Origin of the sequence: Lentibacillus jeotgali (genome assembly GCF_000224785.1) — a bacterium.
Lineage (GTDB): Bacteria > Bacillota > Bacilli > Bacillales > Amphibacillaceae > Lentibacillus > Lentibacillus jeotgali.
This window is the reverse complement of sequence record NZ_AGAV01000014.1, coordinates 165,001-183,554: the sequence shown is the minus strand read 5'-3', so window position 1 is coordinate 183,554 and position 18,554 is coordinate 165,001. Positions and strand designations below refer to the sequence as shown.

At 42.1% G+C, this 18,554-nt stretch carries 19 protein-coding genes and 1 other annotated feature; all 19 genes read left to right on the top strand.

Going from position 1 to position 18,554, the window contains the following annotated elements:
* The first annotated feature begins 97 nt into the window (after positions 1-97).
* Complete coding sequence (gene floA / locus ON01_RS10680) at positions 98-1,105, top strand: flotillin-like protein FloA (protein ID WP_010531031.1); 1,008 nt, start codon at positions 98-100, stop codon at positions 1,103-1,105.
* 24 nt (positions 1,106-1,129) lie between these two features.
* Positions 1,130-1,600: a hypothetical protein gene (locus ON01_RS10675; RefSeq protein WP_010531030.1), complete on the top strand. Its 471-nt coding sequence runs from the start codon at positions 1,130-1,132 to the stop codon at positions 1,598-1,600.
* Positions 1,601-1,718: 118 nt separating this feature from the next.
* Entirely contained in the window at positions 1,719-2,015 is a 297-nt protein-coding gene (gene yqfC / locus ON01_RS10670; RefSeq protein WP_010531029.1) for a sporulation protein YqfC, read from the top strand.
* A 129-nt stretch (positions 2,016-2,144) separates the two neighbouring features.
* Positions 2,145-3,359 carry a sporulation protein YqfD gene (yqfD, locus tag ON01_RS10665; RefSeq protein ID WP_010531028.1) on the top strand — a complete coding sequence of 405 codons (1,215 nt, stop codon included), beginning with the start codon at positions 2,145-2,147 and terminating at the stop codon, positions 3,357-3,359.
* 2 nt (positions 3,360-3,361) lie between these two features.
* The gene (locus ON01_RS10660) at positions 3,362-4,321 is read left to right on the top strand and encodes a PhoH family protein (RefSeq protein WP_010531027.1); all 960 of its coding nucleotides are present in this window, start codon (positions 3,362-3,364) and stop codon (positions 4,319-4,321) included.
* Between the two features lie 171 nt (positions 4,322-4,492).
* Complete coding sequence (ybeY, locus tag ON01_RS10655; RefSeq protein WP_010531026.1) at positions 4,493-4,957, top strand: rRNA maturation RNase YbeY; 465 nt, start codon at positions 4,493-4,495, stop codon at positions 4,955-4,957.
* Positions 4,947-5,318: a diacylglycerol kinase family protein gene (locus tag ON01_RS10650; protein WP_010531025.1), complete on the top strand. Its 372-nt coding sequence runs from the start codon at positions 4,947-4,949 to the stop codon at positions 5,316-5,318. The genes ybeY and ON01_RS10650 overlap by 11 nt, the downstream gene beginning before the upstream one ends.
* Before the next feature lie 165 nt (positions 5,319-5,483).
* Positions 5,484-6,386 carry a GTPase Era gene (gene era, locus ON01_RS10645; protein WP_010531024.1) on the top strand — a complete coding sequence of 301 codons (903 nt, stop codon included), beginning with the start codon at positions 5,484-5,486 and terminating at the stop codon, positions 6,384-6,386.
* Positions 6,387-6,471: 85 nt separating this feature from the next.
* Positions 6,472-6,618: a YqzL family protein gene (locus ON01_RS18945; protein WP_010531023.1), complete on the top strand. Its 147-nt coding sequence runs from the start codon at positions 6,472-6,474 to the stop codon at positions 6,616-6,618.
* 34 nt (positions 6,619-6,652) lie between these two features.
* Positions 6,653-7,396: a DNA repair protein RecO gene (gene recO / locus ON01_RS10640; protein WP_010531022.1), complete on the top strand. Its 744-nt coding sequence runs from the start codon at positions 6,653-6,655 to the stop codon at positions 7,394-7,396.
* A gap of 67 nt (positions 7,397-7,463) precedes the next feature.
* Positions 7,464-7,632 (top strand) — a binding site (T-box leader).
* Positions 7,633-7,796: 164 nt separating this feature from the next.
* The gene (gene glyQ / locus ON01_RS10635; RefSeq protein ID WP_010531021.1) at positions 7,797-8,675 is read left to right on the top strand and encodes a glycine--tRNA ligase subunit alpha; all 879 of its coding nucleotides are present in this window, start codon (positions 7,797-7,799) and stop codon (positions 8,673-8,675) included.
* Positions 8,675-10,759, top strand: coding sequence for a glycine--tRNA ligase subunit beta (gene glyS / locus ON01_RS10630; protein ID WP_010531020.1), 2,085 nt, complete (start codon positions 8,675-8,677; stop codon positions 10,757-10,759). The genes glyQ and glyS overlap by 1 nt, the downstream gene beginning before the upstream one ends.
* A 91-nt stretch (positions 10,760-10,850) precedes the next feature.
* Entirely contained in the window at positions 10,851-11,480 is a 630-nt protein-coding gene (gene ccpN / locus ON01_RS10625) for a transcriptional regulator CcpN (protein ID WP_010531019.1), read from the top strand.
* Positions 11,481-11,496: 16 nt separating this feature from the next.
* Entirely contained in the window at positions 11,497-12,297 is an 801-nt protein-coding gene (locus tag ON01_RS10620; RefSeq protein WP_010531018.1) for a pyruvate, water dikinase regulatory protein, read from the top strand.
* Positions 12,298-13,018: 721 nt separating this feature from the next.
* Positions 13,019-14,833, top strand: a complete 1,815-nt coding sequence (gene dnaG / locus ON01_RS10615; protein ID WP_010531017.1) for a DNA primase — start codon at positions 13,019-13,021, stop codon at positions 14,831-14,833.
* A 24-nt stretch (positions 14,834-14,857) separates the two neighbouring features.
* Positions 14,858-15,979 carry an RNA polymerase sigma factor RpoD gene (rpoD, locus tag ON01_RS10610; protein ID WP_010531016.1) on the top strand — a complete coding sequence of 374 codons (1,122 nt, stop codon included), beginning with the start codon at positions 14,858-14,860 and terminating at the stop codon, positions 15,977-15,979.
* 220 nt (positions 15,980-16,199) lie between these two features.
* Positions 16,200-16,625, top strand: a complete 426-nt coding sequence (locus tag ON01_RS10605; protein ID WP_010531015.1) for a c-type cytochrome — start codon at positions 16,200-16,202, stop codon at positions 16,623-16,625.
* A gap of 117 nt (positions 16,626-16,742) precedes the next feature.
* Complete coding sequence (locus ON01_RS10600) at positions 16,743-17,456, top strand: tRNA (adenine(22)-N(1))-methyltransferase (RefSeq protein WP_010531014.1); 714 nt, start codon at positions 16,743-16,745, stop codon at positions 17,454-17,456.
* Positions 17,437-18,552, top strand: coding sequence for a Nif3-like dinuclear metal center hexameric protein (locus ON01_RS10595; RefSeq protein WP_010531013.1), 1,116 nt, complete (start codon positions 17,437-17,439; stop codon positions 18,550-18,552). The genes ON01_RS10600 and ON01_RS10595 overlap by 20 nt, the downstream gene beginning before the upstream one ends.
* The last annotated feature ends 2 nt before the right edge of the window (positions 18,553-18,554 follow it).

Below are 18,554 nucleotides of genomic sequence, written 5' to 3'. Positions count from 1 at the left end.
AAAGTAGAAACTTCAATCTGCGGGACGTTTTTTCGCTGCTGATTGTTAGTTGAACAGAATCGGGCATATGCTAAAAAACATAGTAGGAGGAATTTGCATGAGTATTGAACAACTGATGCCTATTATTGTCATTGCGATTATTATAATTGCCTTGGCAGTGTTGTTTACTTTTATTCCGGTTATGCTCTGGATCAGTGCACTGGCGGCGGGAGTAAAAGTAGGCATTTTTACACTTGTCGGGATGCGTTTGCGTCGGGTCGTGCCGTCAAGAGTCATTAATCCACTGATCAAAGCACATAAAGCGGGACTTGGTGTCTCGACGAATCAGCTGGAAAGCCACTATCTGGCTGGCGGGAATGTCGATCGGGTGGTAAATGCTCTGATCGCTGCGCATCGCGCCAATATCGAATTGTCATTTGAGCGGGCTGCTGCAATTGACCTGGCGGGCCGTGATGTATTGGATGCCGTTCAAATGAGCGTTAATCCGAAAGTTATCGAAACACCTTTTATTGCAGGTATTGCAATTGACGGTATCGAGGTTAAAGCAAAAGCACGTATTACCGTACGGGCGAACATTGATCGGCTTGTCGGTGGTGCCGGAGAAGACACAGTCATTGCACGTGTCGGCGAAGGTGTTGTAAGTACCATCGGAAGTTCAGAAGCACATACAAAGGTACTGGAAAATCCCGATGCCATCTCGCATAATGTTTTGGGTAGAGGATTGGATGCGGGTACGGCATTTGAAATTCTGTCAATTGATATTGCCGATGTGGATATCGGGAAAAACATCGGCGCGATTTTACAGACAGATCAGGCTGAAGCTGATAAAAATATTGCTCAGGCCAAGGCGGAAGAAAGACGCGCTATGGCCGTGGCACAAGAACAGGAAATGGTTGCCCGGGTTGAAGAAATGCGTGCAAAAGTTGTTGAAGCAGAAGCTGACGTGCCACGTGCACTTGCGGAAGCATTACGTTCCGGCAATATGGGTGTTATGGATTATATGAACTATAAGAACATTGATGCTGATACGGATATGCGTGACACGATTGGTAAATTAACTCAGGATAATGAGGAAAATGATGACAATCATAATCACACTAAATAATCTGTCAGTTCAAGGAGGGTTAAGATGGAAGTTATTCTGATCATCCTTGCCATCATTGGAACGGTTTCGGGTTTATTCAAGGATAAGGCGGACTCAGACACGCCGATTCCGAAACGAAAGAGCAACCCGCCAAAGCCAACACCGACTCCCTCCGGCGGTGATCAGAGCTACAGCAGCCCGGAGGATAAAGCCGATACACAGACGACTGCTTCTGCTCCTTCAATTGAAGAGCAGCAGGATGAACAGCGTAAAAAATTGGCTGAGCGGATGAATGCGATGGAACACCAAGATACACGACGCGAACATGATGCGATAGTCACGCGTAATCGAAAACCGGGAACCGATTTATCAGCTGAACACCAAAGACTGAGGAACAGCATGAACAACAATCTAACACGTACCGGGTTAATTAACGGCGTCATTATGTCAGAAGTTTTGGGGCAGCCAAGAGCTGTAAAACCGTATCGCAGTATTGTTGCGCAAAGAAAAAAATAAGACAAAGATCCGAGAGAACCAATATCAGGCAGGCCTGAAAACTGCCGGATATTGGTTCTTTTTTTGTTCTTATTCAGCCGTACAATTCATAAACATATGGTGAGAGGGGGCCTCATCAGTGAAGAAGTGGCAACAGAAGATCAGGCCATGGCTAACAAAATATTTTTCACTTCCTTCCGATGTCATGATGGAGCTGCCCAGAATTACGATGATTGGTCAGCTTCATATCTATATTGAAAATCATCAGGGGTTAATTGTTTATTCTGATACGGAACTGAGATTAAAGTCGAACAAAGGTTATATCCAAATAACCGGAAATGCATTTGTATTGAAAATGATGCTTCCTGAAGAAATTTTACTCGAAGGCACCATTGAAGAAGTGAAATTTATCCCGCATGTAACCGACAGTCAGTAGACGATGGCATTTTTACTGGGTTAACTGTCAGTACTATCCGATTCATCTAACAATCAGCAGGGGACAGGTTACCCCCACTGATTGAAAAAACCACCTTATACCTAACTAAACGAATTATAGGAGGAGGAAATGAAACATATACAAGGTTCTTCAATGACGGGGTTTTTAACAGTGCTGGTAGAGGGCAGGCAACCGGAGCTGTTCTTTCAGAAGTGTAGCGAACGGGATATTGCTGTTTGGAACGTGGAGAAACGTTCTGAAACGGCTTGTACCGGAAATATTAAATTAGGAGATCTCTCTGCGTTAAAGCAAGTAAAACGCGGAACTAATTATAAGTTATCTTTTATAAACAAACGGGGTCTTCCATTTTTAATTAAACGTTACGCCCGGAAAAAAGAGCTGGTTCTTGGTCTTTTGCTGAGTATACTGCTCATTTTTTTCTTATCTAATATTATTTGGGAAGTCAAGATAACAGGTGTTCCAAAAGAAATTGAGGAGAAAATAAGCGATCAGCTGGAGGAGTACGGTATACATCAGGGCACATGGGCGTTTACGTTGGATCCGCCAAGTGAAATTCAGCAGCAATTAATAAATGATATACCTGAACTGCTATGGGTAGGCATTCATCAAAATGGGACGAGCTTTAGGCTGGAAGGCGTGGAAAAAACGATTGTTGAGGAGGAGGAAGTTGAAGGTCCAAGAAACCTTGTTGCGTCCAAAAAAGGGGTAATCGAAGACATGTATGTCGCCAAGGGACAGCCGAAAGTACAAGTGAATGATTTCGTCGAACCGGGGGATGTACTTGTTTCAGGAAAAATACAATTTGAAAGCGATGAAAGTGACGAAGAAAAAGACGAGTCGCAAGATCTGGTTGCTGCGGAAGGGGAAGTTATTGCAAAAACATGGTATGAAACAGAAGTAACGGTACCGCTTAAAGCCAGTCATGAACGTCTAACCGGCAATACCGAAACGAAATATCATTTGAAAGTCGGCGGGGTGGAGTTTCCTGTCTGGGGTTTTGGAGACCCGGAGTATCAAGACATTCATCGCGACCGGAGTGAAAACGAACTCTACCTGTTCAAATGGAAGCTGCCTGTATCATTGATGGAAACCACGATAAGTGAAAAAAAATATCATGAGACGACAAGAAACAAAGCGGAGGCTGTGGATATCGGTATAAAACAGGCAAAAAATGAATTGCAGTTAAGGCTTGGACCTGAGGCGGAAATAGTTTCCGAAAATATTTTGCAAGAAACCACCGAGAATGGTAAAGTTAAATTAATCTTATATATGGCTGTTAAAGAAGATATTGTTAAACAAGAACCAATCGACCAAGGAGATTGATTATGCCGAATAACTTGAAAACAATCGAGTTACAGCTAGCTGGCCCAAATGAAGCATTAGCACTGTTTGGGACCAATGATAAATATTTAAAACAAATTGAAGAACTCCTTAATGTCTCACTCGTTACAAGAGGTGAACAGGTAAGTGTTTCAGGCAGCAATGACAATAGTGCATTAGCAGAAGAAATACTAATGACATTGTTGTCAATTGTCAGGAAAGGGCTTGACATCACCGAAAGGGATGTTGTATATGCAGTTGATTTAGCCAAAAAGGGCAAGATTAATCAATTCGAAACCCTCTTTGAAGATGAAATAACCAAAAATGCAAAAGGAAAATCAATCCGTGTCCAGACATTGGGGCAGAAACGTTATACAGACGCCATTAAGAACAATGATATGGTATTCGGTATTGGTCCGGCTGGCACCGGCAAAACGTACCTTGCAGTTGTTATGGCCGTGCACGCCTTAAAAAACGGAGAAGTTAAACGCATTATTTTGACACGTCCTGCAGTCGAAGCCGGGGAAAGCTTAGGTTTCCTGCCGGGTGATTTAAAAGAAAAAGTGGACCCGTATTTACGGCCATTATATGATGCTTTACACGATGTGTTTGGCAGTGAACATACGTTAAGGCTGATAGAACGCGACACGATTGAAATCGCACCATTAGCTTACATGCGCGGCCGGACACTTGATGATGCTTTTGTCATATTGGATGAAGCGCAGAATACCACACCAGAGCAAATAAAAATGTTTTTGACCCGGCTTGGATTCGGATCAAAAATGGTCATTAATGGCGACATAACCCAAATCGATCTGCCCAATGGGGTTCAATCAGGACTGCAGGTAGCTAATCGGCTTCTGGCATCGGTTGATGGAATCTCATTTATCCATTTAAACGGAACAGACGTTGTTCGTCATCCTTTAGTACAAAAAATAATTGATGCCTATGAAAAAGCGAAATGAAGGACTTTAAAGACCTTGTGAGACCTATATGCCTATGGGTCTTATTCTGTATCTGTAATGGGGCGTCTGCACGAATATCCGCTTAAATGGATATTATATATGAGACCATTAGTGTATAATGAAAGGGAACTTTCATTTAAGAATCCGATATCCTGTCAAGGAGGTTAAATCATGCATATTGATTTTCACGATCAGACAAAATCCGTTCCTTCCGATTACGCTGATTTACTTCAGCGTCTGCTAGTATTTGCAGCGAAAAAAGAAGAAATTGCCAGTGAAGCTGAAGTTTCGGTTACGTTTGTCAGCAATCAGGAAATTAAAGAAATTAATCGGAACTATCGCCAGCAGGATAGACCGACAGATGTCATTTCGTTTGCGATGCAGGAGAAAGTGACTGATGAGGTGGAGATTATCGGTGAAGATCTGCCGCTTGTGCTTGGTGATATTGTTATCTCTGTGGATAAAGCCAAAGAACAGGCTGAGGAATACGGGCATCCGCTGGAAAGGGAACTGAGCTTCCTTACGGTTCATGGTTTTCTCCATCTGCTTGGCTATGACCATATGAACAAGGAAGATGAAACTGAAATGTTCCGAAAGCAAGATGATATTTTGGGTGAATTTGGCATTGAGCGATAATCGGAAGGGATCTTTATTTGGGTTTTCACATGCATGGGATGGTCTCAAAGCCGTCTTCAGAACTGAAGCGAACTTCAGGGTACACCTTATTGCTGCTTTGGGCGTCATTTCAGCAGGATTTGTCTTTCGTTTGACAGTATTGAAATGGATAGTGGTTTTCTTCGCAATTGGTTTGGTTCTGGTTGCTGAAATGTTGAATACGGCTATCGAAAAAATGATTGATTATTTAAAGCCGGATATCCATCCGGAGGCAAAAGCAATCAAGGATCTTGCAGCAGGTGCAGTGCTGGTTTCCGCACTGACTGCTGTTGCGGCGGGTTTATTTGTTTTTCTCCCGGAACTCTTTAAATTATTTAAATAGTACCCACCTGAACCTTCCATAGCTGAAGGTTTTTTAGCTTGTCGTTTTTTGTTGTAATAACAGTTCTTTTCAAATGTTTTGTCCAATTGCATGAAACGTGCTGGATTTTATAGTATGATAAAAATATCAATAGAATAATCAAACCAACGTCTCGGAGGAAACATCATGGCAGATAATTTTAAATCAGGATTTATTGCTATAATCGGCAGGCCAAATGTCGGCAAATCAACATTCATGAATCAGATAATCGGACAAAAAATTGCAATTATGAGTGATAAAGCACAGACAACGCGAAATCGGATCCAGGGTGTGCTCACATCTGATGATGCTCAGCTGGTGTTTATTGATACGCCAGGAATCCATAAACCGAAGCATCGTCTGGGTGATTTCATGGTGAAGGTAGCTGAAGATACCTTAAATGAAGTGGATGCCGTACTGTTTATGATTAACGCAAAGGAAGGCTATGGAAAAGGGGATCAATACATACTGGACAGGCTGCAAAAAGTGAAACGCCCGGTGTTTTTGGTTATCAATAAAATTGACCTCGTACATCCTGATAATTTATTGCCTCTAATAGACAGCTATAAGGATAAATATAATTTTGAAGAAATTATTCCAATTTCTGCACTGCAGGGCAATAATCTGACGCACTTACTTGCTGAATTGAAAAAACATATACCCGAAGGCCCGCAATATTATCCTGAAGATCATGTGACCGATCATCCCGAGCGATTTATCGTCACTGAATTAATACGTGAGAAGGTGCTTGAGTTAACCAGAGAAGAAGTGCCACACTCAATAGCAGTGGTGCTCGAAAATATGGAAAAAAGGGCGTCCAATGCAGTTTTCATCCAGGCAACAGTTATAACTGAGCGCCAAACACAAAAGGGGATTGTGATCGGTAAGCAGGGTGCGATGCTGAAGAATATCGGCAAAAACGCCCGAAGAGATATTGAGTCACTTCTCGGATCAAAAGTATATCTCGAGCTTTGGGTGAAAGTCCGGAAAGATTGGCGCAATAAGCAATCCCAGCTTCATGAATTCGGTTTTCGGAGTGACGAGTATTGATCCACTTGGTAAATTTTAAAACTCATTGATTCAGTGCTTGTGGAAAATCTAATAGTGAACACATTATGGAAAGGCGGGGTTTCTTGTGATCGACTTTACCTGGAAATTATTTAGTCAGACAGGAAACATTGAAACCTATTTGTTGTTAAAAGAGCTTGAAAAAAATGAATCAATTGAACAAACCAGGAATCTGCAGAAGGAAAAGAAGAATTCCCTGAATACAGAATCGTGATAAGTCATCTGCACTGTTAAGAAGGTGATACAGTTTGCTCGAAAAAATGCAGGGTATTGTCATGAAAACGCAGGATTATGGGGAAACACACAAAATTGTGACGATATTCAGTGATAGAAATGGAAAGATTTCAGCAATTGCCAGGGGTGCAAAAAAACCAAAAAGCAGAATGGCTGCGGTTACGCAGCCATTCATCCATGGTGATTTTCATATTTATCTTAATTCAGGTTTGAGCACCATACAGCAAGGCGATGTTATTAATTCATTACGCCGCATACGGGAAGATATCATCAAGACAGCTTACGGTTCCTATATTGTTGAATTGACCGATAAATTAACTGATTCTCATTTGCCGAACCATTACCTTTTTGATCAGCTTTATCAGACGCTTAATTGGATTGCAGAATATGAAGATGCTGACATTCCCATCATGATGTATGAATTGAAACTTTTTAATACAGGCGGTTTTGCACCAATCGTTGATAAATGTGTCAACTGCGGCAATGGCAGCGGCCCCTTCGCTTTTTCAATAGGGGAAGGAGGCTTGCTCTGTACAGCATGCCAGCATTTAGACCATAACGCAGTTCCACTTCCGAACAATCTGGCACGTTTATTGCATATATTTTCTGAAGTTGCATTGGAACGGATCGGAAACATTTCAGTGAAACCGGAAAACAAAAAGCTGCTTCGCAGTATTATGGATGCCTATTATGACCAATATGGCGGCTATTATCTAAAGTCAAAACGATTTTTGCAACAGCTTGATAAGCTGAAATAGGGTCCGTTTTTCTTGACAACAGACGTGTCTTATCGTAGTATTTTTGTACATAATGTTAATAGATGCAAATATTGTGCTGATGGAGAGGAGTACTTATTGACTGCTGTTTCGAGCGAGTCCGGGATGGTGAAAGCCGGATAACAGAACATAAGGAATGGCGCTCCGGAGCAATTGGAATAAAGCGGCTCTTACATAAGAGCAAATAGGGTGGAACCGCGGATAACCCCGTCCCTATGCAGGTATCGAACTTGCATAGGGACGGGGGTTTTTTATTCCGCATGTAACGCAGGGTAAGACCTCACCGGTCAAAAGTACGGGAATACAAAGAAGTATAGGTGGGGGATCGGCTGTTGTAAATGTCCGATTCTGTTCAACTAACAATGATATGGAGGATGTATTTATGACAATTCAGGAGATGATTTTGACACTGCAAAAACACTGGTCAGATCAAAATTGTATTCTCATGCAGGCATACGACGTGGAAAAAGGGGCTGGAACAATGTCACCGATGACGCTTCTTAGAAGTCTGGGTCCGGAGCCATGGAATGTGGCATATGTTGAACCGTCACGGCGTCCTGCAGATGGCAGGTATGGTCAGAATCCAAACCGCCTGTACCAGCATCATCAGTTTCAAGTTATTATGAAACCATCACCGGACAATATTCAGGAATTATATCTGGAATCACTTAAGGCCCTCGGGATTAATCCATTGGAACATGATATCCGGTTTGTGGAGGATAACTGGGAAAATCCGACCCTAGGTGCCGCTGGTCTGGGCTGGGAAGTATGGCTGGATGGGATGGAAATTACCCAGTTCACTTATTTTCAGCAAATCGGTGGACTTGAAGCCAGCCCCGTTTCGGTCGAGCTGACATACGGGATTGAGCGTCTGGCCTCATATATTCAGGATAAAGAAAACGTCTTTGATCTGGAATGGACAGACGGCGTCAGTATCAATGATATCTTCTTTCAGCCGGAATATGAACATTCCAAATACACGTTTGAGGAATCTGACACCGACATGCTTTTTCAGCTGTTCACAATGTATGAGAACGAAGCACGGTTAACGATGGAAAAAGGACTGGTCTTCCCTGCGTATGATTACGTATTAAAATGTTCTCACACGTTTAATTTACTTGATGCAAAAGGCGTCATTTCAGTGACTGAACGGACAGGGTACATTTCCCGAATCCGCAATCTCGCCAGAAGTATTTCCAAAGCATATGTGGCAGAAAGGGAACGTCTGGGCTTCCCAATGCTGAACAAGGAGGCACAATAATGACTAAAGATGTACTGATCGAAATAGGACTTGAAGAACTTCCGGCACGATTTGTGGATGATGCTGAAAATCAGCTGCTGACTAAAACGGGAAAATGGCTTAACGACTCGCGGATTCCTTATACATCGATCGTTTCTTTTTCAACCCCGCGCAGACTGGCCGTGCTGATTAAAGACGTAGCAGAGGAACAAACGTCACTGGAGGAAGAAGTGAAAGGGCCGGCATTAAAAATCGCTCAGGATGAAGAAGGGAATTGGACAAAGGCGGCAGCCGGATTTACAAGAGGCCAGGGAAAAACCGTAGATGATATTTATACAAAGGATGTAAAAGGGACGACATACATCATTGTCAAAAAACAAATTATCGGCAAGCCAACGCATGAATTATTGCCTCAGTTCAGTCAGATCATTACATCTATCCAATTCAAGAAAAATATGCGCTGGGCTGAACAATCGCTGCGTTATGCGCGTCCCATCCGCTGGATTGCAGCATTATTCGGTCAGGATATCATCCCGTTTGAAGTTGCCGGTGTCAGGACAGATAACCATACGTATGGTCACCGGTTTTTAGGCGGAATGACGACATTGTTCGCACCCGATGAATATGAGCAGGCATTAGAAGATCAGTATGTTATCGCCAACCCGGAAAAGCGCAGGCAAATGATTGCTGATGGCTTAAAAAAAGCCGAAGCAGAACACGGTTTTCGGATTCCGGAAGATGATGAACTTCTGAATGAAGTGTGCAATCTGGTGGAGTATCCTACCGTATTTGTCGGCTCGTTCGATGAATCTTATCTGACACTTCCGTCTGATGTGCTGATTACGTCAATGAAGGAACACCAGCGTTATTTCCCAGTCGAGTCAAATGAAGGTGAATTGCTTCCTTTCTTTGTTGGTGTAAGAAATGGTGATGACTATGCACTTAATACGGTTGTCAGAGGAAATGAAAAAGTATTGCGGGCAAGATTATCGGATGCTCGGTTCTTTTATGAAGAAGATCAGAAACAGCCAATCGATTATTATTTGGAAAAGCTGGAACGAATTGTATTCCAGGAGAAACTCGGAACAATCGGTGATAAAGTTAAACGGGTAACAGTGATCACAGATCAATTGACACAATGGCTCAATCTAAATGAAGAAGCCCGTTCGAACACACTCAGAGCAGCTAAGATATGCAAGTTTGATCTGCCGACAAATATGGTTGATGAGTTTACAAACCTGCAGGGTATCATCGGTGAAATATATGCATTAAATGCCGGTGAGAAGCAAGCTACTGCGCGGGCTGTAGCTGAGCACTGGATGCCTGTTCAGTCGGATGGAAAACTTCCTGAAACTGTTGAAGGGGCGGTTGTCAGCATTGCTGATAAACTTGATACAATTGTCGGATGTATTTCAGCAGGATTGGTACCAAGCGGTTCCCAGGACCCATACGCTTTGAGAAGGCAGGCAACAGGTGTTTTAAAAATACTTAAGACATACAATTGGAATGTAACCGTTGAGTCGTTACTGGAATTGGCTGAACTGCAATATAAAGATTTAAATGCTGATTTATCAGAAAAGGAGAAGTCAAGAAACGAAATAGAACAATTCTTTAGCCATCGCATCACGTATCTGTTAAAAGAATCCGCTATTCAGCCGGATGTCATTCAAGCTGTTTTATATAACGGGATCGGGGTTGTTCCATATCTGGCTGCAAAAGCTGAAAACTTATCACACGAACGGAATAATCCCGAATTTAAGCCGGTACAGGAAGCACTTGTCCGGGTGTTGAATCTGGCTGCTAAAACGGACCTCTTGACTGTCAGCCGCGAAGCTTTTGAGACGGAATCGGAACAAAAGCTTTATGAAACGTATTTGACAGTGAAGGATGATTATAAACGTGCAAATAATAATCAGGAGGCAGATACTGCATTGGGTCAACTGGGAAAACTGTCTCTGCCGATCCATGACTTCTTTGATCATAATATGGTTATGACCGATGTGGAGAAGGTCCGTGATAATCGGCTGGCGCTTCTTAATAATATAGCTGTTTTAATTTATGATTATGCGGATTTGTCAGCAATCGAATGGAAACAGCACTTTTAAGAATGTCACTATTTCCTTTTTCACTATGAAGCGTGTATAATATTCAGAAGCAGTATGTCACATTTGAGCTAAGCTAGCAGGTGGTGAAAAAGTGGAATTATCGAATAGACAGGAACAAATTATCGAGATTGTCAAAGAAAATGGCCCGATCACAGGTGAAAATATAGCAGAGAAACTTAATTTAACACGGGCAACATTGCGTCCGGATTTAGCCATATTGACCATGGCAGGTTTTTTGGATGCCAGGCCCCGAGTTGGTTATTTTTATACTGGAAAAACAGGTACAGAACTTTTGACTGAAAAAATAAAGCAGTTTAAAGTGTATGAGTATCAGTCAGTCCCGATTGTCGTGAAAGAGAATGCCTCAGTATACGATGCCATTTCAACAATGTTTCTGGAAGATGTGGGAACTTTGTTTGTTGTCGATCATAATTCGCTGTTAACCGGTGTTTTATCACGGAAAGATTTATTGCGGGCAAGTATAGGAAATCAGAATCTGGACGCGATACCGGTGCATATCATCATGACGCGAATGCCCAATATTACGGTCTGCTACCGGAATGATCTGCTGATTGATGCCGCCAGGAAATTGATTGATAAACAAATTGATGGTCTGCCAGTCCTGAAGGAATCCGAAAAAGGGCTTGAGATTGTCGGACGGATTACAAAAACAACTATTACAAAAGTATTTGTTGAACTGATTATGGATGATCATTTATAAGGGAGGAGGATAATCCATGCAGGATAAACCACTTGTTTACGTTCTCTCCGATTCAGTAGGTGAAACAGCAGAGTTGGTAATCAAAGCGGGGTTAAGCCAGTTCAATAATGGCGAGTACCAAATACAGCGGGTCCCGTATGTGGAGGATAAAAAAACGATTGATGAGACACTCCAGCTGGCAACGGAAAAAGAGGGTATTGTCGGTTTCACATTGGTAGACCCTGATTTACGGTCGTATTTGAATAAACAAGCCGGTGAAATGAACATTGAAGCAATTGATATAATGGGTCCGATGATTTCTGCAATGAAGCGGTCTTTTAGCAGTGACCCGCGTTTGGAGCCCGGATTGGTCCACCAACTTGATGAAGACTATTTTAAGCGGGTCGAAGCGATCGAATTTGCTGTAAAATATGATGATGGCAGAGACCCGCGCGGAATCGCACGCGCAGATATAATCCTGATTGGCGTTTCCCGTACGTCTAAAACACCATTGTCACAATATCTTGCACATAAACGGCTGAAGGTGGCCAACGTTCCTATAGTACCGGAAGTTGATCCTCCTGAAGAGCTGTTTAATGTTAACCCGGATAAATGTATTGGATTACGGATAAGTCCCGCCAAGCTTTATGATATCCGTAAAGAACGTCTCAAAGCTCTGGGACTGGGTGATCAGGCGACCTATGCAAATATGGAACGTATTCAACAAGAGCTGCAATACTTTGATCAAGCTGTAGAAAAAATCGGATGCCGCGTTGTCGATGTATCACACAAAGCAGTCGAAGAAACAGCAAACACCATCATGCGCATGATAAAGTGAAACTTCAATCAGCGGAGTGTTTTTCTCCGCTGATTGTTAGTTGAACCGAATCGGGCATTTAAGGTCAGTCAGCAGCCGTCTTTTGGCTGCATACTGACCATTAGATGCGGGGAAAAGTAGAAACTTCAATCAGCGGAGTGTTTTTCTCCGCTGATTGTTAGTTGAACCGAATTCGGGCATTTACAAGTTGAAATCATAATTAAAATGAGAGAAATACATTCTGCAGCAAAAGCGGAATGTTTTTCTGGTTTATTGAGGCTTGGATAGATTGCAGCAGATGTGACGAATGACGCGTAGTCAATTTACCATCAAACAAAAAATTAAATTATCTGTAGCGTTTTTAATGGTTTTGTATTATAATTATTTCTTGTGTAAAAATATATTAATAAAAACAAATATGACTTATTTGTGAACAGGGTATATTCAGAAAAATAAAATATTGCGATTTAAGAAGGAAATATGAATCATTATGTAGAATACAACTAGTAAATATCTGTGAGCAAAATACGTTTATACAAGTGCTTCAGGAGGTACAATAATATAGTGACCTGAAAGTCCTTCCAGGGTTTGGTCGGGCAGTCCGGAAAACAATATGATTTTGGACTTGCAGCGCAGATTTTTGCAATATTGGAAGGAATTTTTTACGGTTTACGTAAAAAGTTTGTCGAATAATGAAGGATTTTCTCTATGAATATCGAATTATGAAGGCATGGTGGTAAATATGCCTGACCAGGTATCAGAAGATGTTATTGAGGAAATACGAAAGACCAATGACATAGTTGATGTCATCGGTGAATATATACAACTTAAAAAGCAAGGGCGAAATTATTTTGGCCTTTGCCCATTCCACGGTGAAAAGACACCCTCATTTTCCGTAACACAGGAAAAACAGATTTTCCACTGTTTCGGATGCGGTAAAGGCGGAAACGTATTAACATTCGTCATGGAAATGGAACAGTATACGTTTTATGAAGCGTTAAAATTTCTTGCTGATAGAAGCAGCGTGGATTTGCCGGACTTCTCTCATCAGCATAAATCATCCATTTCACAGGAAAACCAGAGTATACTTTCTGCTTCTGAGTGGATCACCAAGCTTTATCATCATCTTCTGCGCTACACGAAAGATGGGAAAGCAGGTTATCAGTATTTTAATGAACGCGGTATAACAGATGAAACAATTGATGTCTTCCAGCTCGGTTTTGCCCCGAATGTAAAAGACTTCACAGCAGAATTTCTGCAGAAAAAAGGGTTTCATCAGCAAATACTTGTTAAATCCGGTCTGCTGTCATTAAATGAGGATAATTCGATAACAGACAGGTTCAGGGGCAGAGTGATGTTCCCGATCCGCAACCACCTTGGGAAAACAATTGCCTTTGGGGGGCGGACAATTTCGGATCAGGAACCTAAATATCTAAACAGCCCTGAAAGTGAATTGTTCCAAAAAGGCAAAATTCTTTACAATTTTGATCTAGCAAAAAAACACATCCGTAATCAAAGTGAAGCTGTTTTATTTGAAGGTTATATGGATGTCATATCTGCTTACCAGGCCGGGGTAAAGAATGCTGTAGCAACACTTGGAACATCTTTGACAAGCTCACAGGCAAGACTTCTCAGGAGGTACGTTGATACAGTCATTATTTGCTATGACGCTGATAAAGCAGGGACCGAAGCCGCCTATAAGGCTGCTGGACTGCTGCAAAAAGCAGGATGCCACGTAAAAATAGCAAATATGCCGGATAATATGGATCCGGATGATTTTATAACTGAATATGGTACAGAAGCATTTCAAAATCAGGTTATTAAATCGAGTCTGACCTTTACAAACTTTTATATGAGGTATCTAAAAAAGGACTATAATCTTAGTCTTGAAGGAGATCGCATACAATATATCGAAAAATTATTAGAATACCTCGCAACGATTGAGAGCTCTGTCGAACGGGAATATTATTTAAAAGAGGTCAGTGACTCATATAATGTATCAATGGATTCATTAAAACAGGAAATTCAGTCTAACCGTGAAAAGATGGGGCTTGGTAAGGATAAGATAAATAAGAACAGATATACTAATAAGGTATCTGATCATGAACATGTAAAAAAATTGCTGCCTGCTTTTCACAATGCAGAACGGCAGCTTCTTGCATATATGTTGCAAGATGTGTCTATTACTGATAAAGTGCAGGAGGAAATAGGAGCGTCCTTTAATATTGAGGAGCATAAAGTTATTGCTACGCATTTATATGCCTTTTATGAAGAACACCAGCAAGCTGATGTCAGTATGTTTGTTGAAATGCTGACGGATGACAGACTTAAGCAATTGGTTACAGATATTGCAATGATGCCATTGCATGAAAATATATCAAATGATGAAATTAATGATTATATTCGAAATATCCGTGCTGAAAACAACAATAAGGGCGATATTCAGTCATTGAAAGAGGAACAAAGGCGGGCTGAACAGCAAAATGATCCAATCAAAGCGGCGGGAATTGCTATGCAAATCATTGAACTCCAAAAGCAATGGAAAAGTATAAATTGACTGTAGTTGGAAGGAGGGGGACTCATGGCCGAAAATAAGCCTTCACAAACAAAAGAAAATAACAGTGAGCTGACACTGGAACAAGCGAAAGACCAGCTTCTCGAAATAGGTAAAAAGCGCGGCGCACTGGCTTATGAAGAAGTTGCCGACCGTCTGTCGGGTTTTACGATTGAATCAGAACAGATGGACGAATTTTATGAGTACCTGTCAGAGCAAGGTGTAGAAGTGATCGGGGACTCCGAGGAAGACCCCAAAATGCAGGAGATCGCCAAAGAGGAAGAATTTGATCTGAATGATCTCAGTGTCCCGCTTGGTATCAAGATAAATGACCCTGTCCGTATGTATTTGAAGGAAATAGGCAGAGTGGATTTATTATCAGCTGCCGAAGAAATTGATTTGGCCACCCGGATCGAGAATGGTGATGAAGAGGCGAAAAAACGACTCTCAGAAGCCAATTTGCGGCTGGTTGTCAGTATCGCAAAACGGTATGTCGGGCGTGGAATGCTGTTTCTTGACTTAATTCAGGAAGGAAACATGGGCTTAATCAAAGCCGTCGAGAAATTTGACTACCGTAAAGGCTTTAAGTTCAGTACGTATGCAACATGGTGGATCCGCCAGGCCATTACACGGGCGATAGCGGACCAGGCACGTACGATTAGAATTCCGGTTCATATGGTTGAAACAATCAATAAGCTTATTCGTGTCCAGCGGCAATTGCTGCAAGATCTTGGCCGTGAACCGACCCCTGAAGAAATCGGAAAAGAAATGGAGCTATCACCTGATAAAGTACGCGAGATATTAAAAATAGCACAGGAACCTGTTTCACTTGAAACGCCGATCGGTGAAGAAGACGATTCACATCTGGGAGATTTTATTGAGGACCAGGAAGCTGTATCGCCATCGGATCATGCATCGTATGAACTGCTGAAAGAACAGTTGGAAGATGTTCTGGATACACTCACAGATCGGGAAGAAAATGTACTGAGACTTCGTTTTGGACTTGATGACGGTAGGACAAGAACGCTGGAAGAGGTGGGCAAGGTGTTTGGCGTAACAAGAGAAAGAATTCGCCAGATCGAAGCGAAAGCACTTCGGAAATTGCGGCACCCTAGCCGTAGCAAGCGTTTAAAGGATTTCTTGGAGTAGCGTATTTCAGTCATTGAACACACACTATTTGTGTGCAATGGCTGCCATACATATGTTTGTAAATCACAGCATTGGAACATAAGCGTCGAACGATTGGTATATGTCACCAACTGGATCTTGTGGTTATCATTTCATAAATTGTCACAGTTTTTTCTTTCATCTTTAAAGGTTTTAAAGTAAAATGTATTTAGCTAAGGAAGTTACATAAGGAGGAAATACGATGGGTAAAAATGCAGTCATACCTTACGCTTTAATTGCCGGTATAGGGATACTATTAGTTATCGTCGTATCATTTGTTGGTTTAAATCAACAGGAAGCTATACAGGAAGAAGAAAGTGGCGGAGGAGAACAAAGTGAACAGCAGGAAGGTCAGTCCGGCGGTTCCGGCGGTGGTGGAGATTCTTCCGGTGGTGGCGAAACAGCAGCTAACGGTGAAGAGGTTTTCCAGAGTAACTGTGCCAGCTGTCATGGGCAAGACTTATCCGGCGGTATGGGACCTGCCTTGAATTCTGTAGGAAGTAAGTACTCTAAAGAGGAAATTAAGCAAATTATTGCAGACGGTTTCCCTAGTGCTGGAATGCCTCCGGGAATAGTACAGGGCGAAGATGCTGATGCTGTAGCACAATGGCTTTCTGAGCAAAAGTAATATGGGATTATGAACAACGTTAACTCGAAAAGAGTAAGCTTACTGGATAGTCAGCAGGCTTGCTCTTTTATACTTTTCAAGATTGTTCAAAAAGTATGAGTACATAAGGGGATCAGAATGAACAACAATCTAAGACTTTCAAGACGCCTTGAAAAGATAGCTTCATTTTTAAAACAAGGAACAATGTTTGCAGATATAGGCTCAGACCATGCCTATCTTCCCTGTTACGTGTGCTTGCATGATGAACATGCCCGGGCGATAGCAGGCGAAGTGCGCAAAGGCCCATTTGAGCGCGCTCAGGAAACTGTCAGCCGTTTTGGGTTATCAGATCGGGTGGATGTGCGGTTCGGCGACGGCTTACAGATTCTGAATGAGAGGGAAGTGACTTCAGTTGTGATAGCAGGAATGGGTGGTCCCTTGATTAAAACCATTCTGGATAAGGGGGCAAACCGTCTTGACGGAGTTGAACAAATTATCGCCCAGCCGAATATCGATGAGCGACGTGTGCGTCATTGGTTTGTCAGTCATGGCTATACGATTGCTGATGAAACAATGGTTGAGGAAAAAGGTCATATTTATGAGATAATAATAGGTGTCAATGAAGGTAGCATCCAGGATTTAACCGAAAAGCAATTGCTGTTTGGACCATATTTGCTGAAACAAAAACCGGATTTGTTTTATCATAAATGGAAACATGAGCATGATAAACGGATACGGACACTCGAACAGATGAAGAAGGCCAGTGTTCCTGATAAGGAAAAAATAGCAGCGTTCGCAAAGGAATTAACATGGATAGAGGAGGAATTAAGTCATGACAACGATTCTGCGTAATGTGGATATTTTTAAGGCAATGGAATCGTGGGCACCTAAACATCTGGCTTATGACTGGGATAATGTCGGTCTTCAGGTAGGCTCCTTTGATAAGCCCGTCAAAAAGGTGATGGTGACGCTTGATGTATTAGAAGCGACAGCTGATGAGGCAATTGAAAATAATGTGGATTTGATTATTGCCCATCACCCATTATTATTTAAATCCATGAAACAAGTTAATGTAGATACAGCAAAAGGCCGCATTATCCAAAAACTGCTGCAGCATGGAATTTCTGTCTATGCCGCCCATACCAATCTTGATGCTGCAAACGGCGGGGTGAACGATATGCTGTGTGACTTACTGTCCATCCAAAATAGAAAAATACTTGATCAAAATTATACAGAAAAACTGGTTAAACTTGCAGTATTTGTACCGGAAACACATGCTGAACAGATTCGGGATGCTATGAGTGATAAAGGAGCAGGTCATATCGGTGACTACAGCCATTGCACATTTCAATCACCAGGCCAGGGAACATTTAAGCCGTTGGAAGGGACAGACCCATATATTGGCACTCAAGGGGACGTGGCGTTTGTTGATGAGGTCAAGATCGAAACAATATTGCCGGCCTCAAAACTGTCACCTGTACTCAAAGCTATGATTGCAGTCCACCCGTACGAAGAGGCAGCCTACGATATCTATCCTGTCGAAAACAGCGGTACTGCTTATGGTATTGGACGTGTTGGCATGCTGAATCAAAAACTAACGCTTGAAGCATTGTGCGAGCGGGTAAAAACAGCACTTAATGTCCCGAGTGTCCGAGTCACCGGTGATTTGTCCAAAGAAGTCAGTAAAGTTGCTGTATTGGGCGGTAGTGGTGAGAAATATATCACGACAGCAAAACAAATGGGGGCTGACGTCTATATAACCGGTGATATGACGTTCCACACTGCTCAGGATGCGCAAGCTATGGGATTGTCAGTGATCGACCCCGGTCATCATGTCGAAGAAGTAATGAAAGGTTACACCAAATTATATCTTGAGGATTATTTTACAAGTGAAGAGTTGGAAATTAGTCTATCCAAGACGAACACTGAACCATTTCAGTTTATATAAAG

What these genes read in the sequence shown, in the direction of transcription:
- floA (WP_010531031.1), top strand. Translation starts at nt 98, where the DNA reads ATGAGTATTGAACAACTGATGCCTATTATTGTCATTGCGATTATTATA.
- ON01_RS10675 (WP_010531030.1), top strand. Translation starts at nt 1,130, where the DNA reads ATGGAAGTTATTCTGATCATCCTTGCCATCATTGGAACGGTTTCGGGT.
- yqfD (WP_010531028.1), top strand. Translation starts at nt 2,145, where the DNA reads ATGAAACATATACAAGGTTCTTCAATGACGGGGTTTTTAACAGTGCTG.
- ON01_RS10660 (WP_010531027.1), top strand. Translation starts at nt 3,362, where the DNA reads ATGCCGAATAACTTGAAAACAATCGAGTTACAGCTAGCTGGCCCAAAT.
- ybeY (WP_010531026.1), top strand. Translation starts at nt 4,493, where the DNA reads ATGCATATTGATTTTCACGATCAGACAAAATCCGTTCCTTCCGATTAC.
- era (WP_010531024.1), top strand. Translation starts at nt 5,484, where the DNA reads ATGGCAGATAATTTTAAATCAGGATTTATTGCTATAATCGGCAGGCCA.
- glyQ (WP_010531021.1), top strand. Translation starts at nt 7,797, where the DNA reads ATGACAATTCAGGAGATGATTTTGACACTGCAAAAACACTGGTCAGAT.
- glyS (WP_010531020.1), top strand. Translation starts at nt 8,675, where the DNA reads ATGACTAAAGATGTACTGATCGAAATAGGACTTGAAGAACTTCCGGCA.
- ON01_RS10620 (WP_010531018.1), top strand. Translation starts at nt 11,497, where the DNA reads ATGCAGGATAAACCACTTGTTTACGTTCTCTCCGATTCAGTAGGTGAA.
- dnaG (WP_010531017.1), top strand. Translation starts at nt 13,019, where the DNA reads ATGCCTGACCAGGTATCAGAAGATGTTATTGAGGAAATACGAAAGACC.
- rpoD (WP_010531016.1), top strand. Translation starts at nt 14,858, where the DNA reads ATGGCCGAAAATAAGCCTTCACAAACAAAAGAAAATAACAGTGAGCTG.
- ON01_RS10605 (WP_010531015.1), top strand. Translation starts at nt 16,200, where the DNA reads ATGGGTAAAAATGCAGTCATACCTTACGCTTTAATTGCCGGTATAGGG.
- ON01_RS10600 (WP_010531014.1), top strand. Translation starts at nt 16,743, where the DNA reads ATGAACAACAATCTAAGACTTTCAAGACGCCTTGAAAAGATAGCTTCA.
- ON01_RS10595 (WP_010531013.1), top strand. Translation starts at nt 17,437, where the DNA reads ATGACAACGATTCTGCGTAATGTGGATATTTTTAAGGCAATGGAATCG.